27 protein-coding genes, 1 tRNA gene and 1 pseudogene are annotated in these 22,560 nt (G+C 51.9%); 5 read left to right on the top strand and 24 right to left on the bottom strand.

Translation table 11 applies throughout. The features are described 5' to 3' along the window. Nucleotides 1–14: 14 nt before the first annotated feature. Nucleotides 15–1,025 (bottom strand): tRNA dihydrouridine synthase DusB, encoded by a 1,011-nt coding sequence (dusB, locus tag AC0VXT_RS09490; RefSeq protein ID WP_475548403.1) that lies wholly within the window; start codon nucleotides 1,023–1,025, stop codon nucleotides 15–17. Between the two features lie 205 nt (nucleotides 1,026–1,230). Continuing rightward, nucleotides 1,231–2,040, bottom strand: coding sequence for a cytochrome C assembly family protein (locus AC0VXT_RS09485; RefSeq protein WP_475548402.1), 810 nt, complete (start codon nucleotides 2,038–2,040; stop codon nucleotides 1,231–1,233). Between the two features lie 123 nt (nucleotides 2,041–2,163). Here AC0VXT_RS09485 and AC0VXT_RS09480 point away from each other — a divergent pair, with 123 nt between their 5' ends. Next, nucleotides 2,164–3,372 (top strand): bifunctional 2-C-methyl-D-erythritol 4-phosphate cytidylyltransferase/2-C-methyl-D-erythritol 2,4-cyclodiphosphate synthase, encoded by a 1,209-nt coding sequence (locus AC0VXT_RS09480; protein ID WP_475548401.1) that lies wholly within the window; start codon nucleotides 2,164–2,166, stop codon nucleotides 3,370–3,372. A 90-nt stretch (nucleotides 3,373–3,462) separates the two neighbouring features. Here AC0VXT_RS09480 and AC0VXT_RS09475 read toward each other — a convergent pair whose 3' ends face one another. Both AC0VXT_RS09475 and cutA read right to left on the bottom strand, forming a co-directional pair. Further along, nucleotides 3,463–4,026 carry a septation protein A gene (locus AC0VXT_RS09475; protein WP_475548400.1) on the bottom strand — a complete coding sequence of 188 codons (564 nt, stop codon included), beginning with the start codon at nucleotides 4,024–4,026 and terminating at the stop codon, nucleotides 3,463–3,465. Between the two features lie 63 nt (nucleotides 4,027–4,089). Next, complete coding sequence (gene cutA, locus AC0VXT_RS09470) at nucleotides 4,090–4,446, bottom strand: divalent-cation tolerance protein CutA (RefSeq protein ID WP_475548399.1); 357 nt, start codon at nucleotides 4,444–4,446, stop codon at nucleotides 4,090–4,092. Nucleotides 4,447–4,535: 89 nt separating this feature from the next. On the opposite strand from cutA, the gene AC0VXT_RS09465 reads away from it, so the two are divergent. Both AC0VXT_RS09465 and AC0VXT_RS09460 read left to right on the top strand, forming a co-directional pair. Continuing rightward, nucleotides 4,536–4,787, top strand: a complete 252-nt coding sequence (locus AC0VXT_RS09465) for a hypothetical protein (RefSeq protein ID WP_102782752.1) — start codon at nucleotides 4,536–4,538, stop codon at nucleotides 4,785–4,787. A 240-nt stretch (nucleotides 4,788–5,027) separates the two neighbouring features. After that, on the top strand, nucleotides 5,028–5,564 hold the full coding sequence (locus AC0VXT_RS09460) for a histidine phosphatase family protein (protein WP_475548398.1): 537 nt from the start codon (nucleotides 5,028–5,030) through the stop codon (nucleotides 5,562–5,564). Nucleotides 5,565–5,594: 30 nt separating this feature from the next. Here AC0VXT_RS09460 and AC0VXT_RS09455 read toward each other — a convergent pair. The 7 genes from AC0VXT_RS09455 to AC0VXT_RS09425 all read right to left on the bottom strand — a co-directional run bounded on the left by AC0VXT_RS09455 (nucleotide 5,595) and on the right by AC0VXT_RS09425 (nucleotide 10,156). Then, nucleotides 5,595–5,671, bottom strand: a tRNA-Pro gene (locus tag AC0VXT_RS09455). Between the two features lie 68 nt (nucleotides 5,672–5,739). Next, entirely contained in the window at nucleotides 5,740–6,210 is a 471-nt protein-coding gene (locus tag AC0VXT_RS09450) for a MerR family transcriptional regulator (protein ID WP_475548397.1), read from the bottom strand. Between the two features lie 11 nt (nucleotides 6,211–6,221). Continuing rightward, nucleotides 6,222–6,512, bottom strand: coding sequence for an integration host factor subunit alpha (locus tag AC0VXT_RS09445; protein ID WP_101300519.1), 291 nt, complete (start codon nucleotides 6,510–6,512; stop codon nucleotides 6,222–6,224). Between the two features lie 159 nt (nucleotides 6,513–6,671). Continuing rightward, on the bottom strand, nucleotides 6,672–7,643 hold the full coding sequence (locus tag AC0VXT_RS09440) for a beta-ketoacyl-ACP synthase III (protein WP_475548396.1): 972 nt from the start codon (nucleotides 7,641–7,643) through the stop codon (nucleotides 6,672–6,674). Nucleotides 7,644–7,684: 41 nt separating this feature from the next. Beyond that, nucleotides 7,685–8,755: a phosphate acyltransferase PlsX gene (plsX, locus tag AC0VXT_RS09435; protein ID WP_051145985.1), complete on the bottom strand. Its 1,071-nt coding sequence runs from the start codon at nucleotides 8,753–8,755 to the stop codon at nucleotides 7,685–7,687. A gap of 254 nt (nucleotides 8,756–9,009) precedes the next feature. Continuing rightward, a complete protein-coding gene (locus AC0VXT_RS09430) occupies nucleotides 9,010–9,588 on the bottom strand; it encodes a YceD family protein (protein WP_475548395.1) in 579 nt (192 codons plus the stop codon). 19 nt (nucleotides 9,589–9,607) lie between these two features. Next, nucleotides 9,608–10,156, bottom strand: coding sequence for a ubiquinol-cytochrome C chaperone family protein (locus AC0VXT_RS09425; RefSeq protein WP_475548394.1), 549 nt, complete (start codon nucleotides 10,154–10,156; stop codon nucleotides 9,608–9,610). A 164-nt stretch (nucleotides 10,157–10,320) separates the two neighbouring features. On the opposite strand from AC0VXT_RS09425, the gene AC0VXT_RS09420 reads away from it, so the two are divergent. Beyond that, on the top strand, nucleotides 10,321–10,770 hold the full coding sequence (locus AC0VXT_RS09420; RefSeq protein ID WP_475548393.1) for an outer membrane protein assembly factor BamE: 450 nt from the start codon (nucleotides 10,321–10,323) through the stop codon (nucleotides 10,768–10,770). Between the two features lie 28 nt (nucleotides 10,771–10,798). Here AC0VXT_RS09420 and thiL read toward each other — a convergent pair whose 3' ends face one another. The 9 genes from thiL to rpiB all read right to left on the bottom strand — a co-directional run bounded on the left by thiL (nucleotide 10,799) and on the right by rpiB (nucleotide 17,918). Further along, on the bottom strand, nucleotides 10,799–11,773 hold the full coding sequence (gene thiL / locus AC0VXT_RS09415; RefSeq protein ID WP_475548392.1) for a thiamine-phosphate kinase: 975 nt from the start codon (nucleotides 11,771–11,773) through the stop codon (nucleotides 10,799–10,801). 1 nt (nucleotide 11,774) lies between these two features. Beyond that, on the bottom strand, nucleotides 11,775–12,272 hold the full coding sequence (gene nusB / locus AC0VXT_RS09410; protein WP_022732271.1) for a transcription antitermination factor NusB: 498 nt from the start codon (nucleotides 12,270–12,272) through the stop codon (nucleotides 11,775–11,777). Next, nucleotides 12,272–12,736, bottom strand: coding sequence for a 6,7-dimethyl-8-ribityllumazine synthase (gene ribH, locus AC0VXT_RS09405; protein WP_022732272.1), 465 nt, complete (start codon nucleotides 12,734–12,736; stop codon nucleotides 12,272–12,274). Before ribH ends, nusB begins: the two co-directional genes overlap by 1 nt. Nucleotides 12,737–12,740: 4 nt before the next feature. Further along, entirely contained in the window at nucleotides 12,741–13,895 is a 1,155-nt protein-coding gene (ribB, locus tag AC0VXT_RS09400) for a 3,4-dihydroxy-2-butanone-4-phosphate synthase (RefSeq protein WP_412776227.1), read from the bottom strand. 6 nt (nucleotides 13,896–13,901) lie between these two features. Continuing rightward, the gene (locus AC0VXT_RS09395; RefSeq protein ID WP_475548391.1) at nucleotides 13,902–14,489 is read right to left on the bottom strand and encodes a riboflavin synthase; all 588 of its coding nucleotides are present in this window, start codon (nucleotides 14,487–14,489) and stop codon (nucleotides 13,902–13,904) included. 4 nt (nucleotides 14,490–14,493) lie between these two features. After that, a complete protein-coding gene (gene ribD / locus AC0VXT_RS09390) occupies nucleotides 14,494–15,615 on the bottom strand; it encodes a bifunctional diaminohydroxyphosphoribosylaminopyrimidine deaminase/5-amino-6-(5-phosphoribosylamino)uracil reductase RibD (protein WP_475548390.1) in 1,122 nt (373 codons plus the stop codon). Next, nucleotides 15,615–16,088 (bottom strand): transcriptional regulator NrdR, encoded by a 474-nt coding sequence (gene nrdR / locus AC0VXT_RS09385; protein WP_022732276.1) that lies wholly within the window; start codon nucleotides 16,086–16,088, stop codon nucleotides 15,615–15,617. The genes ribD and nrdR overlap by 1 nt, the downstream gene beginning before the upstream one ends. A gap of 24 nt (nucleotides 16,089–16,112) precedes the next feature. After that, nucleotides 16,113–17,387 (bottom strand): serine hydroxymethyltransferase, encoded by a 1,275-nt coding sequence (gene glyA, locus AC0VXT_RS09380; RefSeq protein ID WP_101300531.1) that lies wholly within the window; start codon nucleotides 17,385–17,387, stop codon nucleotides 16,113–16,115. Nucleotides 17,388–17,483: 96 nt separating this feature from the next. Beyond that, complete coding sequence (rpiB, locus tag AC0VXT_RS09375) at nucleotides 17,484–17,918, bottom strand: ribose 5-phosphate isomerase B (RefSeq protein WP_022732278.1); 435 nt, start codon at nucleotides 17,916–17,918, stop codon at nucleotides 17,484–17,486. A gap of 460 nt (nucleotides 17,919–18,378) precedes the next feature. Between rpiB and AC0VXT_RS09370 the strand changes: the two genes are divergently transcribed. Next, nucleotides 18,379–18,798, top strand: coding sequence for a Ros/MucR family transcriptional regulator (locus AC0VXT_RS09370; protein WP_101300534.1), 420 nt, complete (start codon nucleotides 18,379–18,381; stop codon nucleotides 18,796–18,798). 45 nt (nucleotides 18,799–18,843) lie between these two features. On the opposite strand, the pseudogene AC0VXT_RS09365 reads toward AC0VXT_RS09370, so the two are convergent. From AC0VXT_RS09365 to AC0VXT_RS09350, 4 genes and pseudogenes are all read right to left on the bottom strand, one after another. After that, nucleotides 18,844–20,073: pseudogene (locus AC0VXT_RS09365) on the bottom strand (IS3 family transposase). A gap of 97 nt (nucleotides 20,074–20,170) precedes the next feature. Then, nucleotides 20,171–21,277 carry a branched-chain amino acid ABC transporter substrate-binding protein gene (locus AC0VXT_RS09360; RefSeq protein ID WP_475548389.1) on the bottom strand — a complete coding sequence of 369 codons (1,107 nt, stop codon included), beginning with the start codon at nucleotides 21,275–21,277 and terminating at the stop codon, nucleotides 20,171–20,173. A gap of 208 nt (nucleotides 21,278–21,485) precedes the next feature. Then, a complete protein-coding gene (locus AC0VXT_RS09355) occupies nucleotides 21,486–21,839 on the bottom strand; it encodes a DUF6867 family protein (RefSeq protein WP_022732281.1) in 354 nt (117 codons plus the stop codon). Nucleotides 21,840–21,849: 10 nt separating this feature from the next. Further along, the gene (locus tag AC0VXT_RS09350; protein WP_028791542.1) at nucleotides 21,850–22,560 is read right to left on the bottom strand and encodes an ABC transporter ATP-binding protein; all 711 of its coding nucleotides are present in this window, start codon (nucleotides 22,558–22,560) and stop codon (nucleotides 21,850–21,852) included.

Raw genomic sequence — 22,560 nt, 5'->3', positions numbered from 1 at the left:
TTGTTATAATACGATCAGGCTGCTTGCCGATCGAGTTTGATTTCGTTTTCTACCAGCGGCTCGTAAAAAGCGCGGATTTGATCTTTCACCTTATCTGGATCATCCAATACATTGACAACACGCCGAAATTCCGTCGCGTTGCGAAGGCTATTGCAATACCAGGCCAGATGTTTGCGCGCGATCCGGACACCCTGACGACCATGATGGGCGATCATCGCGTCATAGTGACGCAGGATGGTTTCAAGCTGGACTGCCAGTGATGGTGCAGCCAGCTTCTCGCCGGTTTTCAAATAATGTGAAACTTGTTCAAGGAACCAAGGCCGCCCCTGCGCACCGCGCCCAATCATGACACCATCCGCACCGGAACGTTTCAAAAGTTCAGCAGCGTCTTCTTCGCTGTTAACGTCCCCATTGCCGATAACAGGAATGGAAACTGCATCCTTGACCAGCGAAATAGCGTCCCAATCCGCGTCGCCTTTGTAAAACTGACACCGAGTACGACCATGAATGGTCAGCATCGCAATACCGAGGTCTTCGGCAATTTTGGCAAGAGCCGGTGCATTCCGGCAATCATCGTCCCAGCCCAACCGCATTTTAAGCGTCACTGGAACAGACACCGCATCCACGGTGGCCTTGATGATATCAGCTGCAAGGCATTCATCGCTCATCAAGGCCGAACCCGCGTATCCCTTGGTCACTTTCTTTGCCGGGCAGCCCATGTTGATATCAATGATCATGGCACCGCGTGCTTCATTCATCTTGGCGGCTTGCGCCATTTCTTCGGGCTCTGTCCCGGCCAGTTGAACGGAAAGCGGGCTTTCGGCTGCACAATCTCCATGCATCTTGCGCACTTCCTTATCGTGGCGCTGGATGCGAATCATGGCGTCTGACGCAATCATTTCAGACACAACAAGGTGTCCGCCAAATTGGCGGACCTGCTGTCGAAATGGAAGGTCAGTCACACCTGACATGGGTGCCAGAATGACATTCTCTGGCACGTGTACAGAACCAATCTGCAATGACATGAAGGAATTCCGATTGCCTAAAACTTGGGCAGATTAATAAAACTGGCCCCCAGTTGCAACAACTCTAAGCGTATCATCTGAAATAACGTTGTGCGAAAGCACGTAAACGATCAGGAATATACTGAAAACAGGGGATGTTTTAAGGGGTGTTGAACTTAAGGCGGAGACATATCGCACCGCACACTGATCAGCAATTACGCACTGATCAGCCGACGATATAACCGGTAACAAACCGAACGCCCGGAAATGCCAGCGTCAGCAGCAACCAAGCCCCAAGAACAAAGCGCACAGCCATTCTACCGCGCAAGGTAGACTTTTCGTGGATAAAGATAAGCGTGCAGATGGTGGCAAAACCCAGAAGGGTCAAAAGCATTTTATGGTCAATCGACCAAATGGGGCTACCTTCGACATAACGAAGCGCAAAGCCCGATACAATGCCGATCACCAACACCCATGCCGACCATTTCAAAAAGCCAACCAACATGTATTCACTATCGCGAAGCGGTGGCAAGCGACGGCTCCATCGTGTCGGTTTTCGATGTTTGAGAGCATGTTCCTGCACAACATAGGCCATTGCCGCAATCGCAGCCAAGGTCACAAGGGCATAGGTCACAAGCGAGCTGCCGATATGCGCCCACAGCCAGCCCGAATATAAAGCAGGACCGTGAACGGTTGCCGGCTCATGTCGATACAACAACACACTGAAAACAGCCGCCAACACCGCAAACAGCAACAAGTACCCGCCGATATAGCCCGCCAGTCGCCAAACCTGTTGCGGACCCTTGCAAATCACCAATCCGCCGAATATCACAATAACGGTAAGCTCGGACCAGTGCAGGGCTGCGGCAAATCCGCGTGACTGCACTTCTTCACCGGTCACGCCAAGCAAAACCATTGTCCCGATCGCGGCCAGGAAAATCGCCCCATACAGCCATATGTCGCGACGCGGCTCCTGACGCAAAATCTGCGCGGTCAGCGGTAACAATGCCAAGATATGAATGTATGCAGCCAGCATAGGAAGGTCCGTTGATCCGTTTGTCTTGATCGAAAGATCTCGATAGGCAAAATGCCGACTTGGCAAATTCTCCGCATAAAGATAGCCTGCGGCGCAATTCAGACAAGCGACGGCATAATATTTATGACCCAAAAAATCGGGGTTGTCATCGTTGCTGCGGGCAGCGGTAGCAGATTTGGTGACCCATTACCAAAACAATATCACCAACTTGGCGGCAAAAGCCTGCTGGCTCATTGCGTTGATTGCTTTGTCGGTCATACATCCGCAGACCTTATTCAAATCGTCTATAATCCAATCCATCAGGATTGGTATGAGGACGCAATGTCCGAAGTTGCCTGCAAAGCCGATATCCCAATGCCGGTTAACGGTGGCCAAACCCGCCAGCAATCCGTTTTAAATGGTTTGCGGGCACTGGCGGGCAAATCGCCTGATGTTGTTTTGATCCATGATGCCGCCCGGCCGGGAATTTCCGATGCGGTTATTTCGCGTGTTCTTCATGCCCTTGAAACCCATGCCGGGGCCATACCCACCCTGCCCGTCGCGGACACGATCAAGCAAACAGATGAAAACAATATCATTTTGCGCACCATTTCGCGCGATAGCCTTCACCGTGCCCAGACCCCGCAAGGGTTTATCTTCAAGACCATTTTGGATGCCCATTCGCAGTTCGAGGGTCAAGAACAGACCGATGACGCGTCCCTTCTCGAGCAACTTGGTCTGGACGTGGTCTGCGTCGAAGGTGCAACAGCGAATGACAAGATCACCCTGCGCGATGATTTTGGCCGGGCACAGAACTGGATCGCCCCCACTGAAATGAAAAAAATGGAAGATACGGCAATGCCACAGGAAGAATACCGTGCGGGAACCGGCTTTGACGTGCATCGGTTTGCACCGGGCGACCATTGTATCCTGTGTGGCGTTAAAGTACCGCACACAGCCCGCCTTGAGGGGCATTCCGATGCCGATGTCGGACTGCATACCTTAACCGATGCGATCCTTGGTGCGATTGGTGCGGGTGATATTGGCCAGCATTTCCCTCCCAGCGATATGAAATGGAAAGGTGCGGCATCTGATATCTTTCTAAAGCACGCAGCCGAGCTTGTCCGTCAACGCGGCGGCAGGATTGTGAATGTCGATCTGACGTTGATTTGCGAACGGCCTAAAATCGGACCGCATACAAACGCGATGCGCCAGAAAGTCGCAGAAATCCTTGCGATTGATATCGACCGGGTCAATGTCAAAGCCACCACCACCGAAAAACTTGGCTTTACCGGTCGCGAAGAAGGCATCGCAGCACAGGCAGCAGCCAGCATCGCACTCCCGATCGCATAATCATCCGGGTTCGCGCGTAGCACCTTTCGCTGAACAACAAAGGGGCAGGATATAAATCCTGCCCCTTTGTCTATTTTTATGTCCGATCGATCAGGAAGCCGCTGGGTCGCCCTCTTCTTCTGGTAACTGATATTTCATCAGCACCGGCACTTGCGCCATGCCGAACACCATGGTGAGCGGCATGATGCCCCAAACCTTGAACGCAACCCATGTGTCGGTCGAAAAGTTGCGCCAGACCACTTCGTTGATCACCGCCAGAACAACGAAAAAGATCGCCCAGCGCCACGTCAGGATACGCCAACCTTCATCGGTTGCCTTGAACGCACTTTCCAAAACCAGCTTGAGAAAAAGCTTTCCGGCCATCAGGCCGCCAAACAGGATTGCCGCAAACAACAGGTTCACAATCGTCGGCTTGATTTTGATAAACAGATCGTCATCAAGATAAAGGGTCAATCCACCAAACACGATAACGAAAGCACCGCCAATAAGCGGCATAATCGGAATGGTGCGCGCGATGATGTAAGATACGCTAAGGGCGACAACCGTAGCGGCAACGAACACAGCCGTCGCCGTCATCAGATTGGTTGTCGCATTGGCAGCAAAGAATAAAATCAAAGGCCCCATTTCAAGGGCCATTTTAGTAAGCTGGTTCATTAAAACACGTCACCTAATGGATTAAATTTGCGCCATCCTAGGGGGCAAATCGCTGCGATGCAATCACATCAACCGTGATCTTGATCCCATCTGCTTTTGCAACCAGCTGACATAGTCGTGGTTCCCCCGGCCAAGCGGTATTTCAAGAATACAAGGTACCTCATACGGGTGATTGTCTTCGATCCATTTTGCCAGAGCAGATGCGGTTGATTTTGCAGTCTTAAGGATCACAATAAGTTCGCTTTCCTCTTCGACATCCCCATCCCATTCGTAAATAGCTGTCATTTGGGGCAACACGTTTGCGCATGCGGCCAATTTTTCGCCAATGGCACCGCCCGCAATCACACGCGCCATGTCCATATCCGGAACGGTGACATACAAAAATGACATTTCGCTTGGCTGAAAGTGATCTACTGTCATTGCGATTGCTCCAAAGTTGATTATCCGCCACACTGATGGCATCCAATGTTGAATATATCACTGATACCATAACGGTGCAGGGAGTACCGATGACGGGTAAAAAACATTCAAAACCAACCGATGTTCAGCTTGAATGGCTACGTCGGGGCCTGAGCCAGCCGGGCGGGAAGCTGCCACTGTTTGACAAAAATGGCAAACAGATCAGCGACAAGACAGTCCAAAGCTGCATTGATCATGGCTGGGCGGCACCTTGGTTCGACAACCCGATCAAGCCCGATTGGCTGATCTGCAAACTGACCGACGAAGGTCGCCGTGTTTCTACGACTAATGCAAAGGCGTGACCCTTTGGCATAGGCCATAGGGCACTATACAATGCGCAGGACGGCCTGCTTGCTCGCAAGTCGTTGCGCAAAACCTGTGATCTGACGATCCTGCTCACGTGCGACAAAGCATATCAACTGATCCGTATGACAGGTCACCGGGTATCAAGGAGACCTCCTTGTCACCAGCGAAGGTGAAGTGTCATGCGATCAATCCTCATCACAATAGTATCTGTCTGTGTTGTACTAGCACTCGGACGAATGCCTACCAATGCGCAATCATCCCCACAAGAACCATGGGAAATATTGGCCGAACCGGGCGTTCATGCCTTGATGCGCCATGCAATTGCGCCGGGAACCGGTGATCCCGCCCAATTTAAATTGGGCGATTGCAGCACCCAGCGTAATCTTGATGACACCGGAAAAAGTCAGGCACGCATCACAGGGGCACTTATCCGCGCGCAGGGCATTGCGATTGATATCGTGCTGAGCAGTCAGTGGTGTCGGTGCCTTGAAACCGCAGCACTGCTTGATCTGGGGGCCGTTCAGGAAGAACCAGCACTTAATTCGTTTTTCTCAGACCGTGGCATGCAAAACAGCCAAACCAATCAGACGATTGAACGCCTTGGCAGTCTTCCGACCGGCATGAAGGCCTTAATGGTTACCCATCAGGTGAATATCACGGCACTGACCGGGATTTACCCACAGTCTGGCGAAATTATTCTGATCCGTGTCACGGATAATGGTGACATCACAACTGTCGGGCGCCTGATGCCTGACGCATTACAAGGCACCTGATGTGGAATTTATCTGTAAGGGGAAATAAATTGGTCGGAGCGAGAGGATTCGAACCTCCGACCCCCTGCACCCCATGCAGGTGCGCTACCAGGCTGCGCCACGCTCCGACCGTATGTTTGCGCTCTTTAGCGCGGCTCGATAAATAGCCGCGCGGCGCCAAAGACGCAAATGGTTTTTATGGATTTTTTTTGATGTCTTGCAAGCTAGCACGAAGGATGTCCTGCAGTTCCTGTAATTCACCAAGAACCCCCTCAACCGCAGCTTTATTCAATCCGGTATTGCTTGAAACACCGGATGCAAAACCGCCAACAGAACCCTGATCAACATCATTGGCATTTACCGTGATTTCACCGGGAAGTTTGCCCTTGTTCTGATCAAGCAGCTTCTGGACACCTTTGATGGTGAAACCCTGATCATGCAACAGCGTCCGAATACTGGCGAGGAATTCGATATCCTCCGGACGATAATAGCGACGCCCGCCAGCCCGTTTCATTGGCTGGATTTGAGGAAACTTGGATTCCCAAAACCGCAGCACATGCTGTTGAAGACCAAGTTCTTTTGCTGCCTCGCTAATTGTACGAAAGGCAGAATCAGACTTTGCTGTCCGGCGGGATGGTCCCGCCGCAGCCCCCAAGTTCGTTTTCATGACTTCTTTTCTTAAGCGTTAATGCGGGCTTTCAGCACCTGCGACGGTCGGAACACAAGAACCTTCCGCGGCAAGATGGGCACTTCGTCACCCGTTTTAGGATTCCGTCCGATACGCTGGCCTTTCTGACGTACAGAGAAGCTTCCAAACGAGGAAATCTTCACCACTTCGTCTTTGATCAGCGCGGTCGAAATTTCATCAAGAACAGTTTCAAGTAGCTGGGCGGACTCGTTCCGCGACAGACCTACTTCCTGGTAAACGGCTTCAGCGAGATCCGCACGGGTAATCGTTGTTTCCGACATAACAGGCCGCCTCCTTATTTCGGGACTATATACACAAGGCTATATCTGGTGGCGAAATCAGTCAATATCAACAGGATACACTGCTTTATGGCGGAATGTTGTGATTTTTAAGGAAATGGCGTTCTTTTCTGCCTAACACCAAAGATAACTGCCGTCATTTTACCAGCGAACGAGCGATGCGCCCCAAGTAAAACCACCACCCATCGCCTCAAGAATAACGATATCGCCGCGTTTAATGCGTCCATCATGCACGGCTTCTGCCAATGCCAGGGGAATCGACGCCGCCGACGTATTGGCGTGACGATCAACAGTCACCACAACCTTGTCTGGCGAAATTCCGAATTTCTTGGCCGTGCTGTCAAGGATGCGACGGTTCGCCTGATGGGGAACCAGCCAGTCAATGTCAGCGGCCTCAAGCCCTGTATCAGCAAGAACTTCACGAATCACAGCGGCCAAGTTGGTTACGGCATGACGGAAGACTTCTTTGCCTTCCATCCGCAGATGTCCAACGGTCTGGGTGGCAGATGGGCCACCGTCAACATAAAGAAGTTCATACTTGCTGCCGTCTGAATGCAAACGGCTGGCATGGATGCCCTGATCTTCGAGCGTTCCGGTACCTTCAAATCCCTGAACGACAACAGCCCCTGCCCCGTCACCAAACAACACACAGGTCCGGCGGTCTTCCCAGTCAAGAATACGCGAAAATGTTTCGGCACCAATCACAAGGGCGGTTTTGGCCTGACCGTTGCGGATATACATATCAGCTGTCGTCAAACCATAGATGAAGCCAGAACATACGGCCTGAACGTCAAAGGCAAAGCCGGTCACACCAAGACGGTGTTGAACCTTGGTCGCGGTCGCTGGGAATGTATTATCAGGTGTCGCAGTCGCAACAATAATCAGATCGATATCAGCAGCCGTAACGCCGGCATGTTCCATCGCCTTTTTTGCCGCCTCAACCGCCAGGTCGCTGGTGGTCTGGTCTTCGGCAGCAATGTGACGTTGACGAATACCTGTACGCGCAACAATCCATTCATCGGATGTATCGACGCGCTTTGCCAACTCGTCATTGGTTACGACATTTGCAGGAAGGTAGGAGCCGCAACCAATAATGCGAGAACGAACTGTCATGATGTGAAGACCGCCAGTTTTCTAGTATTTTGTTGAATTTATCAGTCGGCCTGACCGGCAGAAACAGCAATTTCTTCTACTGTTTTACCTGACATGGCCTGTTCAAAGGCAGCAAGTTCATTTTTGATGCTGTCATTGAGATTATTCACAATCAGATCATGGCAAACGCCAATCGCATTTGAGAACCCAAGAGCATCCGTGCCGCCATGGCTTTTAACCGCGATACCATTAAGGCCAAGCAACATCGCACCGTTGTAGCGGCGCGGATCCATACGGTCGCGAAAACGCTGAAGCGAACGACGCGCAAGAAGATAGCCAAGTTTGGCAAAAAATGAACTTTTGAAGGTTTCACGCAGAAAATGCACAAGAAGTCGTGCTGTGCCTTCTGCGGTTTTAAGGGCAACGTTGCCGGTAAAACCATCGGTGACGATCACATCGACCGTACCTTTTGCAAGATCATCGCCCTCAACAAAACCAGCAAAGCGGATCGGCAAATCAATTTCGCGCAGGATCACCGCAGCCTTCTTTACCGATTCGTTGCCTTTAAGCTCTTCGATTCCAACGTTAAGCAAGCCAACCGACGGTTTTTCAAGGCCAAACAGAATGCGGGTAAATACTTCCCCCATCAGGGCGAACTGCACCAGATTGTTCTCGTCACATTCAATGTTGGCACCAAGATCAAGCATGACGGTTTCGCCACGCTGGGTCGGCATATATGTCGCAATGGCGGGACGATCGATACCGCGCACGGTTTTTAGAACGAATTTTGCCATCGCCATCAACGCACCGGTATTCCCGGCCGATATGACACCCTGTGCGCTACCGTCTTTGACCGCATTGATCGCCAGGCGCATGCTGGAGTCACGGCGTTGACGCAGCGCGACAGAAGGCTTGTCGTCCATCGTGACTTCTTGCGAAGCGTGGCGAACCTCGCTCACCGCTTTCAATGCTGGGTATTTGGCAAGCAGCGGCGTAAGTCGCGCTTCATCGCCAAACATCAAAAACTTGAGATGGGGGAGCCTCTTAAGTGCGATCTCCGCACCAGCTACGACCATCTCTGGCGCGTGGTCTCCTCCCATCGCGTCAAGTGATATGCAAACCTGTTCAGGCAACGTCTTCTCTTATGGTTGTTCTAAAACATCTGAACCGGATTTCCGGCAGGTGGCCCTTTGGACCGTCACCTGTCATCTATTGGCCGGAACGCCCGTAATTACCGGAATTCTCGACCAGATACAAGGTAAAGCACACGAACCGAACCAACCTTACCAGCGTAACCGACCCGCACTGTATTCCATAAAAGTGAAATGCCGGTAAAGACCGGCATCCCACCTGACACATCGTGTCAAATTTTCAAGCCGAAACCGGCTTACTTCTTCTTTTCAAGCTGCTCTTTGAGACCAGCAAGCTTGGCAAACGGGTTCGGGCGTTCTTCATCAGATTCTTCTTCGATCAAAGCAGCCTCAGGAAGTTCTGCGCCATCTTTGCGCGGATACGGGTTCATTGCGACGGCCAAAAATTGCGAAACGACCTCACCCACATCAATTTTGCCGTCAACAAGCGGTTCTGGCTGATCAAGAAGTGCCATCAATTCATCTTCTGACAGGTCTTCGAGATCATCAGGGTTTGACGGCATGTCTTCTTCTGACACGTGCGGTGAGAACAGTACTTTGACCTCGTCTTCAACCATTTCAGGCACAGGTTCAAGTGTCGTCACACAGCTCTGTACGATCTGCGCATGCATTGGGCCGCGCACCGTTACTTCGCCATTTGATGCCGCAATGATTGTCAGTTCAGCCGTCAGGCTGTCAATCGAGACCAACTCAAACCGCTTGGCCAAGGCCGCACGTTCCTGTGCGCTGGCTTCAAGGATGATTTTCTCTTTTTTACTGACCTGTTCTTCGGTGTTAACGATGCGGGAAAATTCCGGGGTATATTTTTTAGACATGGGTGGACTCTTTTTTCAATTAGTTTGCGATTACGGCGGGCACCGGCACATCCGGGAAACGCACATCGCCGTTTTGTATTTCTGAGACTGGCTGTTTTTCAAGCATGGTCAGTGCGTCATGCACATAGCCAACCAATGCCATAAGTTGTTCGTCACGGACTTCGGTATCGGCATAAAGATTGCGGCTCAAGGCAGCGGCAAGTTCGGCAGCACCACTTTGCACACCTTCTTCATATGCAACGATCCGACCGTGGTACGATTCCGACATTTTACGGATGCGCTTTAAAATTCCAACGTCGCCAATGCCCATTTCACGCATGTTTTGATCAAGATCAGCAAACATCACGTCAAATACCTTCTGCGCCAGATCCTTGTCACCATTTTCGGTTTTCAAGCGGCGAAACAGGATGAAGGCATGGACCAGAATAAGGTCAAATCTGCCCTCCAACGTATCGGCAACGCCCAGCTTTGAATAGAATACGGGCTGGCGCGCCTGGGTGACCATTGCGGTGTAAAGATCGAACGCAGCCGACTGGTTGCGGTCTTTTTTCTTAAGCCATCCAAACAACAGTAACACTCCTTCGTTGACATTCCTGTCGTGGCACGCAGAATGCCGTAAATCTTTAGGGGCGCATCTGCCCCAAACATTGCCCGGCAATATCATGCGCATCGCGCAGAAACTCAAGGCAATTCCGGTTTGGTTTCAATAAGAGGGTCGCTCTGGTGAGCTTCATGCACAATAAAACTACACGCATTCCCCTGATGATGCTGGCAGGACTGGCCGTCCTGTATGTATCGGCTTGCAGTCCCCGGGTCGCGTCGCGCGGTAACGCGCCGGAACCAGAAATGCTTGAACAGATCACAATCGGAGAATCGACCAAGGGCGATGTCACCGATATTTTGGGCTCCCCATCCACCGTCGCCGCGTTTGACGAAAATGTATGGCTTTATATTTCGCGCAGGACGGAAACCGTCGCTTTTTTTGCCCCCGAAACCGTTGAGCAAAAAGTTGTCCTGATCAGCTTTGACAAGGCAAACCGTGTCAACATCCTCAGCGAATATGATCTTGAAGATGGTAAACCGGTTATTCCATCTGATCGCGTTACGCCGACCGAAGGTCGTGAAATGACCATTCTGCAACAGCTGTTTGGCAACCTTGGTCGTTTCAGCGAAGGTAAATAGAACAGCACCCTGATCACGCGTTCAGGCTTTATCGAAAATGGTCGAACCCGCCCGGTGCGAGTTCGGCCATTTTGCCATCTGGCCCGATCAATTCGACTTGCCCAACCTTGTCGGTAACTGTGCCGATAACTGTCACCTGATCCCCCAATGCGGCCACGTCATCTGGCGCGCCCGCGATCAGCAATTCATAGTCATCACCGCCAGCCAAAACGTTTTGCCATCGGTGTTCATCATGCTCAACGGCTTGCAACGCGGGATTTGACAGCGGGATTTTCATTCGATCAATCGTCATGCCAACGCTTGATGCTGCACAAATCTTGCGACAATCCCCCGCCAATCCATCCGATATATCCATCGCGGCAAACCGTTTTTCCAATGAAATGCAGGATTTCGCGATATCAATGCGTGGACGAGGCAACCAATAGCGATCCTGTAAGTGATCGCGCGCCACGTCATCAAGGTCATTACAGTCACCCGCCAGGACAGACAAACCAATCGCCGCGTCACCCAACGTGCCGGTAACGGCCAAAAGGTCGCCGGGCCGCGCCTGATCGCGTCGCAGAGCCCTGCCCGTCGCGACATAGCCGAATGCCGTCAGACTGAAAAATGTTGGACCGGGCGTTCCGACCGTATCGCCGCCCATTAACGCAACCGAATAGGCCGCACAATCTTCGCCAAACCCTTTGGCGAAGCATTCTATCCAGTCTTCGGACACATCCGGGCCATATCCTGCCGTCAGAACCACGCCAAGCGGGGTCGCGCCCATTGCCGCCAGATCAGAAAGGTTCACACGCAGAACCTTCTTGGCGATCAACTCAGGGGCATCAAGATTGCGGAAATGGACGTCGGAAACCAACGCGTCGGTGGTGACGACAACTTCACAGCCGGTTGGCGGTGTAAAGACCGCGGCATCATCTTTAAGCGACAATGCCGCAGGGTCACGCAGTGCAATAGGCGCAAAATGGCGCGCGATCAGATCAAATTCCCCTGACCGCGCTGCCATATCAGTTTTTCCCGGCTTCACCGGGACGCAGCGTTTTGCCAATGCGATCAAGAACCGCATTGACAAGTTTTGGTTCATTCTCATCAAAGAATGAATGGGCTGCATCGACATATTCGGTGATAACAACACGCATCGGAACGTCTTCACGCGCCATAAGTTCATAGGTACCTGCACGCATGATGCTGCGCAGAACCGTCTCTAAACGTTTGGTTGTCCAGCCTTTTTCAAGGGCGCCATCGATCAACGCATCGATATCAACCATGCGGGCCGCGACCCCCTGAACCAGATCTGCAAAAAAGCCGCGATCCGGATCAATCAAATCGTCATTGGTGATATCAAGATCACGTCCACCTTCGCCATCAAGCCGAAAATCGGAATATTCCCGAACGATGTCACCGGCCGAAAGCTGCGACAGTTCGGCCTGGTAAAGTGCCTGAATGGCGGAAAAACGCGCTGCGCTGCGCCGCTGTGCGGCAGATGCCTTTGGTTTATCAGTCATTACTTGTGATGGATTCCAAAATGGTTTTGAACTTCGATCATCCGCAGAACAGCTTTGGCAGCCTCGCCACCCTTGTTCTTCTGATCGGCCTTACAGCGTGCAATTGCCTGTGCCTCATCCTCAACGGTCAGGATACCGTTCCCGATCGCCAGTCGAAGATCAAGGCAAAGCTGCATCAAAGCACGGTTGGCTTCTTCGCAAATGTGATCGTAATGGGTCGTTTCGCCGCGGATAACACAGCCAAGAGCTAAATACCCGTCATAACGCGGACCGGTTGCAAGCTCTTGCATGGATTGCACCGCATAACGGATGGCAATTGGCACTTCGAACGCGCCTGATACCGAAATGCGGTCCCACGTTGCGCCACCAGCTTCCAAAGTAGATGCAGCCCCCTTCACGAGGTCTTCAACGATATGCGTGTAATACGGCGCATCCACAATCAAAATGTGGGGGGCGTTTTTCATGGTTTTATTCCTCCGAGACGACAAGCGGACGCTGATCAACCAGATTTAGACCGAAGCCGTCAAGTCCTACAATGTGGCGTTTGGTATTTGAAAGCAGAATCATGTCGCGAATACCCAGATCATGCAAGATTTGTGCGCCAACGCCGTAATCGCGCAAATCTGTTTCACCTGTCGCCTGCGCCAGTTCCTGACGCAGGGCTTCGCCGTCTCCGCCATTCAACTCAATCAGCTTTGCAACAGAAGAAGACAAGCTGTTGGGGCGCGGCTCACGGATCAGGACAACGACGCCGCGTCCTTCGTCGCCAATCTGGCGCATTGCGGCTGCCAAATGGCCATGATGACCCGACTGCGTATCGCCCAACACATCATCAAGAACATTAAGCGCATGCACACGGGTCAAGACTGGCGCATCGTCGCTGATGTCGCCTTTTACAAGCGCGATATGTTCGGCATAGGTGACGTTGTTGACATACAGATGAAGGTCAAACTCGCCGCCATTGGAACTTTTGATCTTCGTCGTTGCCTTGCGCTGCACGACTTTCTCGTGTTTGCGGCGATACCGGATCAAATCGGCAATCTGTGCAATTTTAAGGTCATGTTTCTTGGCAAATTCAACAAGTTCCGGCAGGCGCGCCATTTCGCCGGAATCGCTCATGATTTCGCAAATCACGCCCGACGCATTCAATCCGGCAAGACGCGCAATATCAACCGATGCCTCGGTATGACCAGCCCGAACAAGCACCCCGCCTGCCCGCGCCCGCAGCGGAAACACATGGCCTGGTGTCACGATATCATGCCGCCCCGCGTTCGGATCAATGGCAACCGCCACCGTACGCGCACGGTCCGGTGCAGAAATCCCGGTGGTCACACCTGTTTTTGCCTCAATCGACACGGTAAAGGCCGTTTCGTGACGCGTGCCGTTATGGGCACTCATCATTGTCAGGCCCAATTCGTCGCACCGTTGGTTCTCAAGGGTCAAACAGATCAACCCGCGCCCGTGGGTCGCCATGAAGTTAATGGCATCCGGGGTTGCCATCTGAGCGGGAATGACAAGATCACCTTCGTTTTCGCGGTCTTCATCATCAACCAGAATAAACATCCGACCATTGCGGGCTTCTTCGATGACGTCTTCAATCGGCGAAAGATAATTGTTTGGCATCTGTGATCAATCCTTGCCCAGCATGCGCGCAACGTAGCGTGCAAGCATGTCGATTTCGAAATTGATCCGGTCACCCGGCTGCTTCGAACCCAACGTGGTGTGTATCTGTGTATGAGGTATCAGATTGATACCGAAAGTGTTTCCGTCAACCTCATTGACCGTCAAAGATACACCTTCAAGGGTCACTGACCCCTTTGACGCAATATATTTGGCAAAGGTTTCCGGCACTTCAAAGGTCAGACGCAAAGAATCGCCTTCAGGAACACGTTTGGTCAGTGTCGCGACACCGTCCACATGGCCCGACACGATATGCCCGCCCAGTTCGTCGCCAACGCGTGTCGCTTGTTCAAGATTAACTTTCGATCCCGTTGACAGATCACCAAGCGTGGTCCGGTCAAGACTTTCGGCAGATGCTTCAATCGCAAACCAGTTGTCGCCGGTTTCAATCACGGTCATGCACGCGCCATTACACGCAATTGATGCCCCCAAAACGATCTTGGACGTATCAATAGATGTGGTGAATTCAAAACGGGTATCGCCCGTTTTTTTAATTGCGCGAACGTTTGCAATATCGGTGATAATGCCAGTAAACATGCACTTAATCCGTTTTATTATCGTAGGTTACCACGATATCTTCACCTGTTTCGCGAACCGAAACACGTTTGAACCGTGGCATATCTGAAAGCTGCTTCACACCCAGTGCCGCGACCATTGCCTTACCATCATCGCCCATCATCGACGGGGCCGTAAAATGAACAACCCGATCAACACAATCCGCTTTGATCAACCCGGCAGCAAGGTTCCCGCCACTTTCGACCAGAACACGCGTTAGTCCCAGATCAGCCAACTTTCGCATGACGTCATGTAGGTTCAAATGATCGTCAACGCATCCCGCAGCGATCACTTTTACCGAAGTTTTTTCAAATTTTTCCGATAGTTCGGCAAAGTGATCGCCTGATACGACAAGCCAGGTAGGAACCTCATTCGCGGTTTGAACAAGTTTCGCTGATGCTGGCACAGCACCGGTCCGATCAAGAATGACGCGCACAGGCGATTGATGCTCCCGCCCGGCAAGACGACATGTCAGGGTCGGGTCATCGGCAACAACGGTGCTGGCACCAACAAGGATTGCGTCATGATTGGCCCGCAGAAGATGCCCCTGCGCGCGTGCATCTGTCCCTGTGATCCACTGACTTTCACCGTGTGCGGTGGCCGAACGCGCATCAAGGGTCGATGCCAGTTTCAGCGTCACGAAAGGACGATGACGCGCAACCCGCGACAGAAACCCTTCGTTCAAACGACGTGCTTCTTCGCCCAGAAGGCCAACATCAACATTTATCCCTGCGTCCAGCAGCATTTGGTGGCCCCGCCCTGATACACGGGCATCGGGGTCCTCAAGCGCACTGACAACACGGGAAACACCCGCATCAATCAAGCCAGATGCGCATGGTGGAGATTTGCCAAAATGACTACAGGGCTCAAGAGTGACATAGGCCGTCGCCCCCTTTGCAAGGCTGCCTGCCATATCAAGGGCAACACGTTCAGCGTGCGGACGACCACCGGGTTGGGTATGACCACGCCCGACAACTACACCGTCAGGGGACACAAGAACGCAGCCAACAGCCGGGTTTGGCCAGACATTTCCCAAACCGCGTTTAGACAGGCTTAACGCGACCCGCATGAAATGCCGGTCGTCTTCTGTAAACGCGGGGGCTGTCATTACTCTGCGTCCGCCTCTTCTTCCCCGTCCTGCATGTTTTCCACGAATTGTTCGAAATCACGGGCTTCGCGGAAGTTTTTATACACTGAAGCGTAGCGCACATACGCCACCTGATCGAGTGCGTTTAACGCCTCCATTACCATTTCACCGATGGTATCGGTGGTAATGTCACTTTCACCGCTGCTTTCGAGGCGCCGTTGAATGCCATTTAAGGCCTTTTCAACACGTTCGTCCTCGATCGGGCGTTTACGACAGGCCAGAAAGATCGACCGCGCCAGTTTGTCGCGGTCGAACAATTCGCGTTGCCCGTCGGTTTTGACAACCATCAGTTCACGCAGTTGAACACGTTCAAATGTCGTAAAACGTGATCCGCATGCAGGACAGAACCGGCGACGGCGAATAGCATGATGCTCTTCGGTCGGACGGGAATCCTTGACCTGTGTGTCAGTATGTCCGCAAAACGGGCAACGCATTTTCTTTACTCGCTCTTGGCGCGATCAGGAATAGATCGGGAAGCGTTTGCAAAGGTCTTCGACCTTCGCACGCGCAGCGGCTTCGACCTCGGAATTGCCTTCCGGGCTATCGACCATTGCGTCAAGAACATCACCGATCAGCTCACCGATCTGTTTGAATTCCTCAACACCAAACCCGCGCGTCGTACCGGCTGGTGTACCCAGACGGATACCCGACGTGATGGTTGGTTTTTCGGTATCAAACGGAATGCCGTTTTTGTTGCACGTGATGCCCGCACGCTCAAGTGCGACTTCTGCTGTGTTGCCCTTCAGGCCCTTGGGACGAAGATCAACCAGCATCAGATGGGTATCCGTGCCGCCGGTCACGATATCAAAACCGCGTTTCACCAGAACTTCTGCCAGTGCTTTGGCATTGTCGATGATCTGCTGCGTGTAATCTTTGAATTCCGGACGCAGTGCTTCGCCAAAGGCAACCGCCTTTGCTGCAATCACGTGCATCAACGGACCACCCTGCAAGCCAGGGAACACAGCCGAGTTGATCTTTTTGCCGATATCAAGATTGTTCGACAGGATCATGCCTCCACGCGGACCACGAAGGGTTTTATGCGTGGTGGTGGTTACAACGTCGGCATAAGGAAGCGGGCTCGGATGCACACCACCGGCAACCAGACCGGCAAAGTGCGCCATATCAACCATCAAAAGTGCGCCGACTTTATCGGCGATTTCACGGAACCGTTTGAAATCAATCTGGCGCGGAATGGCAGAACCACCTGCAATGATCAAGGCAGGCTTGTGTTCAACAGCAAGGGCTTCGACCTGATCGTAATCAAGGGTCAAATCGTCTTCACGTACACCGTACTGGATGGCATTGAACCATTTACCTGACAGGGCCGGACGTGCGCCATGGGTCAGATGGCCACCAGCATCAAGCGACATCCCCAGAATGGTATCGCCCGGCTTGCACAGTGCCAGCATAACTGCACCGTTCGCCTGCGCACCGGAATGTGGCTGAACGTTGACAAACTCACAGCCAAACAGTTCTTTGGCGCGATCAATCGCAAGCTGCTCGGCAACATCAACAAATTCGCACCCGCCGTAATAACGACGCGAAGGATAACCTTCGGCATATTTGTTCGTCAGAACCGTTCCCTGAGCTTCGATCACGGCTTTGGAAACAATGTTTTCCGAAGCAATCATCTCGATCTGGTTTTGCTGACGATCCTGTTCATCGGTGACGGATTTGAACAATGCCGGATCGGCGTCGGACAAGCTGGTCGTGAAAAAGCCTTTGAACGACATGCTGGGGCCTCTCTCAATGCAATATGACGGGTTGGTGCGAACCGAAGCGAACCAACCCGGTCTGGTTGATGCCAGATGGCGGTGTAATTGGTAGGATTAAGACATCTTCGCAACACGAAGCGCGTGACGACCGCCTTCAAACTCGGTCGAAATAAACGCATCCACGCAATCAAGTGCCTTCGCGTCACCCACGATGCGCGCGCCGAGACACAAAACATTCGCGTTGTTATGCTGACGGCAAAGCTCGGCCGAAAGGCGATCATGCGCCAAGGCAGCGCGCACTTCCGGGAAACGGTTGGCGGCAATGCTCATGCCGATCCCAGAGCCACATACAAGAATGCCCGCTTCGGATTGACCATCAATAATCGATTTGGCAACGGCTTGCGCATAATCGGGATAATCAACAGATTCGGAGCCGTTCGTTCCAAAATCGAAAACTTCAATGCCGCGATCCTTAAGAGCACTGATAATTGCGGTTTTAAGTTCGACGCCACCATGATCGGCAGCAATGGCAATGGTCTTTACAGTCATCGGCGCGCCCTTGAACGAAGTCAGTGATTAAATTTGAGCGCCTTGTAGCATATAGGACGCAAACTGCCAACGCGCAGGACACCCTGATCTGCAAGTTTTACGAAGACCAGATATGCGCTCCAACAACAGAAATCGTTGCGCCAGTCATGTTGTGAAGCTTCACACACGCTATAATATTATTATTACCCCCACATACGCGCAAATGATCAAAGCGTGATGAACTTAAAGAAACACCATTAAGCACACCCAGCACGATTATTCGCAGCCCACAATATTAGTTTTTCGGACATGACCGCCTTTTAATGACAACAGACAATTGGGTACCACTGATGCAATCGAATGTACTTTGATTAAATCATTTTATTATTAAATCCTCTTGCTCTTTTCTGTTGTTTGACTATATCGGGTAATTAGTGCATTAATTTTTATGTAATTTTCAAACTAAAGGAAACTGTCACTCATGGCTGACGCCGATAATAGCGTGCTTGATCGCGACGAACTCTTGCAGATGACCGTCGATATTGTTTCTGCATATGTGAGTAACAACGCACTTGCCGCGGCACAAATCCCTGAACTGATTTCGACCGTATTTGGCTCACTCGATGAAATCCGCGCCGACGAGAGCGAGCCAGAGCAAGAACCGCTTAAACCGGCTGTTCCGATCCGCAAATCGGTTGGTGATGATTACATCATCTGCCTTGAAGACGGCAAAAAGCTGAAAATGCTAAAACGCCATCTGCGCACGACCTACAACCTGACGCCGGAAGAATACCGTGCGAAATGGGGTCTGCCATCTGATTACCCGATGGTTGCGCCGAACTATGCAAAACAGCGTTCGCAATTTGCCAAGAAAATCGGTCTTGGTCGCAAGGCGAAGTAACACGCCCTGCCCGATCACCAAACGACTAAAATACGTTGACGGTTTTCAAGGAGCCAGCGGATATCGTCCGCTGGCTTTTTGATGCACTTGTTCTGGGGTTTGCATCGCCAGTGCGAGGTGCGGTCGCATGGTATTGTATGTCTGTATAGCCTCCTTGACCAGTTGCCTGAGATCTTCGAATGTCTTGCAGCGGTGAAACAGGAATTCCTGTTTGAGAATGCCGTTGATGCGTTCGGCCAGCGCGTTCTGATAGCAATCATATCCATCTGTCATCGACGGAGTGATCCTGTGTTTGCGCAAGACAGATTGATAGCAGCCAGAGCAGTACTGTAATCCCCGGTCAGAATGATGGATCAGGGGATGTGTCGTCAGTCGATTGCGCACCGCCTGTTTCAGGGCGCCAACCACATCCGATGCTTTCATTTCGCGGCTGAGAACATGTCCCATGATTTTACGTGAGAAGGCATCCGTTACCAGAGACAGATAATGGATGCCCTGGTCACTCTCGACATAGGTGATGTCGCTGACAAAAATCTCCTCGGGGCGAACCACCTTGCGTTCGATCAACAGGTTTGGGTGTTTGCGCATCCAGTGGTGACTGTTGGTTGTTTTGGTGAAGTTCTTACGCGGCCTGACCAGAAGGCGTTGTTCACGCAACCAGTCAAACAAACCGTCTCGCCCCAGCTTGATGCCAAGTCGGCGCAGATCCCCGGTAAGCAGGTGATAGAGTTTGCGTGTGCCGAGACGGGGCATGTGCTGACGCAAGCGCATCACACATGCATGCAACGGTTCAAGCTGCACCTGTCGCTGTCGACGACGGTGCAGTAATTTGGTAAACCGATTGCCGCGACAAACCAAAACAACGGCAGCTTCTGCTCAGACTGACTTTGCCTTGCGCCTGTAATGTTCTTGCAGTTCGGATGAATACTTTTTTCGCAAGCCCGCTCCATATTCCTGATCCAGAATGGTCATCATGCCATCAAGGACCATGACGCGGATCCGCTCATCCTCAAGCTCCCTTTCAAGACGCTTGATCTTTTGTTCCGGGGTTTCTTCCAATTTGGACATGGCTGTGTGCCTCGCTGTGGACCAGTCGAGATTACCATGTTTGCGCAACCAGTTCAGGACTGTACTTCGTCCCTGAATGCCATAGCGGTCCTGCGCTTGCTTATAGGTCAGTTCACCTTTTTCAACCTGATCAACAACAGCCAGTTTAAAGCCCATGTTGTAATCTCGTTGTGTGCGCTTACGACGCACTTTGCCTGAAGTAGACATTGTCATCTCCTGTAGGTGACAACGTATTTCAGGACGTGACACCACCCATAAAAAAGCCCGGCAAGAAGCCGGGCTTTTCCCAAATCAGATGATTTGATTATTTTGCGTAATCGTACGAACCATTTTCCCATTCGTAGAAAACATAACCCGGAGCAGCAACGTCACCTTTGGCATCAAACGAGATGGAGCCAAGAACGGTGTCGAATGCATCGCCGCTGTGCAGAGCTTCGATAACAGCTTCGGAGTCAGTGGTACCGGCTTTGGTTGCAGCCTGTGCCCAAGCCTGGATCGCACCATAGGTGTAAAGGGTATAACCTTCAGGCTTGTAGTTCTGAGCTTCGAAGTATTTTACGAGTTCAGCGTTGCGCGGATCTTTTTCAAGAGCCGGACCAGCGGTGAAGAGCGTGCCTTTACCGGCATCACCCGTGATTGACCAATACTCAAGCGAGTTCAGTGCATCACCGGAGATTGCAAGTGTATCAAGGCCCTGGCTGCGCATCTGACGAACAATCAGGCCCAGCTCGGTGTGGTAACCACCGTAATACAGGACGTTAACGCCTTCAGATTTCAGTTTGGTCACCAGTGCCGAGTAATCTTTTTCACCCGGGGTGATGGCTTCGTACATGACTTCTTCAACGCCAGCAGCGTTCATGTTTTTCTTGGTTTCGTCAGCCAGGCCTTTGGAATAAGCCTGTTTGTCGTGAACGATGGCAATTTTCTTGTCGCCATAGTTTTCAGCCAAGTATTTACCAGCAACTTCACCCTGCTGGTCATCACGACCGCAAACACGGAATACGTTGTCCATGTCACGCTCGGTGAGCTGCGGGTTGGTCGAAGCCGGAGAAATCTGAACGATGCCTTCTTCGAAGTACACTTCAGAAGCCGGGATCGAAGAACCCGAGCAGAAGTGACCAGCAACAAGTGCAACATCTTTGCTGACGAGCTGGTTGGCAACAGCCACAGCCTGTTTCGGATCGCATGCGTCATCGCCGATTTCGAGAACGACTTTTTCGCCGTTAACGCCACCAGCCGCATTGAGGTCCGCAACAGCTTTCTCGGCGCCCTTGGTCATCTGTTCGCCAAAGGCGGCATAAGGGCCGGTCATCGGACCAACGGTCGCGATAACGATGTCTGCTTTTGCCACACCCATCGAAAGTACAAGTGCAGAAGCAGTTGCCAGAAGGCCGAGCTTGGTTTTCGACATTAGAGAAGTCTCCCTGTTCCAAAGGTTGGTTCCGTCACCATGACAGAACCGTCTTTCTGGACACAAAACCGGCTCGTTTTATCTTCCGATTACCGGTTTCATCTCCGTGTACTTTAACACCCATAAATTGGTGTGCAATAGTACAAAGCAATGCGCTGCCAACAATTTAGCAACGTGATGGTGGCAACACCCTGCCACCATCGGATGATCAGACGTCCGCCCCTTCACGTGCGCGGAACCCAAACGGCCCGACACGCTCATAAAGCCACGGATATTGCGACAGCATCTTGTTGACCTTTGTCACGCGGAAGGCTGCCGACATGATCGCAAAAATGATCACCGTGTCAAAAATGTAGCCCGAAAGCGAAAGTAACTCGCCCTCGAACAACGCATAGGTCAGAAACCGGTCAGTCAGCCCCAGCAGCAATGAATATGCATAGAGCTGATGGACAGAACGCCACGTATTGGCAATCGCCTGCCCGGTCATGAATGCACAGAACCCCATCAGGATGACGGTCATTCCGATCGTGACACCAGTACTGGTACCTGTAATCGCTTCCATATCCGCCCTCCTAGTGGCCACCTTCGAGATAAGCTGCGCGGACTTCCGGATTGGCCAGAAGTTCGGCACCTGTTCCCGAAAGGGTAATGTTGCCGTTCACCATCACATAACCGCGATGGGCAAGCTTGAGCGCATGGAACGCGTTCTGCTCGACCAAGAAAACCGTAACTTTCTTTTCCCGGTTGATCTTTTTGATGGTTTCAAAGATCTGCTTTACGACCAGCGGCGCAATGCCAAGCGACGGTTCATCAAGCAACAACAGACGCGGACGGCCCATAAGCGCACGGCCAATCGCCAGCATTTGCTGCTCACCACCAGACATCGTCCCGGCACGCTGGTTGATACGTTCCTTCAGACGCGGGAACAAATCGAACACCATTTCAAGATCGTCTTCGAAATACTTCGGATCCTGGGTGTTTGCTCCCATCTGCAGGTTTTCATGCACAGACATGCGCGGGAAAATGCGACGACCTTCGGGCGACTGCTGAATACCAAGATGGCAAATCTCATGCGTTGGCATGCGACTGATATCCTGACCTTCGAACAAAATGCGTCCTTTGGTGGCCTGCGGTGACCCGCAACACGTCATCAGCAAAGTCGTCTTACCAGCGCCATTGGCGCCGATCAGTGTAACGATTTCACCTTCGTTGACTTCCATATCGACACCCCGGAGGGCTTCGATATTGCCATAGAAGGTATGTACACCTTCAATTTTCAGCAT

The sequence above is a fragment of the Thalassospira sp. Z349TD_5 genome, from assembly GCF_056173045.1.
The sequence above is the reverse complement of the archived record's forward strand: the minus strand, read 5'-3'. Positions and strand labels throughout refer to the sequence as shown.

Excerpts from the sequence above, each read along its gene's own strand:
- dusB (WP_475548403.1), bottom strand. The coding sequence starts at position 1,025 with ATGTCATTGCAGATTGGTTCTGTACACGTGCCAGAGAATGTCATTCTG.
- AC0VXT_RS09485 (WP_475548402.1), bottom strand. The coding sequence starts at position 2,040 with ATGCTGGCTGCATACATTCATATCTTGGCATTGTTACCGCTGACCGCG.
- AC0VXT_RS09480 (WP_475548401.1), top strand. The coding sequence starts at position 2,164 with ATGACCCAAAAAATCGGGGTTGTCATCGTTGCTGCGGGCAGCGGTAGC.
- AC0VXT_RS09475 (WP_475548400.1), bottom strand. The coding sequence starts at position 4,026 with ATGAACCAGCTTACTAAAATGGCCCTTGAAATGGGGCCTTTGATTTTA.
- cutA (WP_475548399.1), bottom strand. The coding sequence starts at position 4,446 with ATGACAGTAGATCACTTTCAGCCAAGCGAAATGTCATTTTTGTATGTC.
- AC0VXT_RS09465 (WP_102782752.1), top strand. The coding sequence starts at position 4,536 with ATGACGGGTAAAAAACATTCAAAACCAACCGATGTTCAGCTTGAATGG.
- AC0VXT_RS09460 (WP_475548398.1), top strand. The coding sequence starts at position 5,028 with ATGCCTACCAATGCGCAATCATCCCCACAAGAACCATGGGAAATATTG.
- AC0VXT_RS09450 (WP_475548397.1), bottom strand. The coding sequence starts at position 6,210 with ATGAAAACGAACTTGGGGGCTGCGGCGGGACCATCCCGCCGGACAGCA.
- AC0VXT_RS09445 (WP_101300519.1), bottom strand. The coding sequence starts at position 6,512 with ATGTCGGAAACAACGATTACCCGTGCGGATCTCGCTGAAGCCGTTTAC.
- AC0VXT_RS09440 (WP_475548396.1), bottom strand. The coding sequence starts at position 7,643 with ATGACAGTTCGTTCTCGCATTATTGGTTGCGGCTCCTACCTTCCTGCA.
- AC0VXT_RS09430 (WP_475548395.1), bottom strand. The coding sequence starts at position 9,588 with ATGTCTAAAAAATATACCCCGGAATTTTCCCGCATCGTTAACACCGAA.
- AC0VXT_RS09420 (WP_475548393.1), top strand. The coding sequence starts at position 10,321 with ATGCACAATAAAACTACACGCATTCCCCTGATGATGCTGGCAGGACTG.
- thiL (WP_475548392.1), bottom strand. The coding sequence starts at position 11,773 with ATGGCAGCGCGGTCAGGGGAATTTGATCTGATCGCGCGCCATTTTGCG.
- nusB (WP_022732271.1), bottom strand. The coding sequence starts at position 12,272 with ATGACTGATAAACCAAAGGCATCTGCCGCACAGCGGCGCAGCGCAGCG.
- ribH (WP_022732272.1), bottom strand. The coding sequence starts at position 12,736 with ATGAAAAACGCCCCCCACATTTTGATTGTGGATGCGCCGTATTACACG.
- ribB (WP_412776227.1), bottom strand. The coding sequence starts at position 13,895 with ATGCCAAACAATTATCTTTCGCCGATTGAAGACGTCATCGAAGAAGCC.
- AC0VXT_RS09395 (WP_475548391.1), bottom strand. The coding sequence starts at position 14,489 with ATGTTTACTGGCATTATCACCGATATTGCAAACGTTCGCGCAATTAAA.
- ribD (WP_475548390.1), bottom strand. The coding sequence starts at position 15,615 with ATGACAGCCCCCGCGTTTACAGAAGACGACCGGCATTTCATGCGGGTC.
- nrdR (WP_022732276.1), bottom strand. The coding sequence starts at position 16,088 with ATGCGTTGCCCGTTTTGCGGACATACTGACACACAGGTCAAGGATTCC.
- glyA (WP_101300531.1), bottom strand. The coding sequence starts at position 17,387 with ATGTCGTTCAAAGGCTTTTTCACGACCAGCTTGTCCGACGCCGATCCG.
- rpiB (WP_022732278.1), bottom strand. The coding sequence starts at position 17,918 with ATGACTGTAAAGACCATTGCCATTGCTGCCGATCATGGTGGCGTCGAA.
- AC0VXT_RS09370 (WP_101300534.1), top strand. The coding sequence starts at position 18,379 with ATGGCTGACGCCGATAATAGCGTGCTTGATCGCGACGAACTCTTGCAG.
- AC0VXT_RS09360 (WP_475548389.1), bottom strand. The coding sequence starts at position 21,277 with ATGTCGAAAACCAAGCTCGGCCTTCTGGCAACTGCTTCTGCACTTGTA.
- AC0VXT_RS09355 (WP_022732281.1), bottom strand. The coding sequence starts at position 21,839 with ATGGAAGCGATTACAGGTACCAGTACTGGTGTCACGATCGGAATGACC.
- AC0VXT_RS09350 (WP_028791542.1), bottom strand. The coding sequence starts at position 22,560 with ATGCTGAAAATTGAAGGTGTACATACCTTCTATGGCAATATCGAAGCC.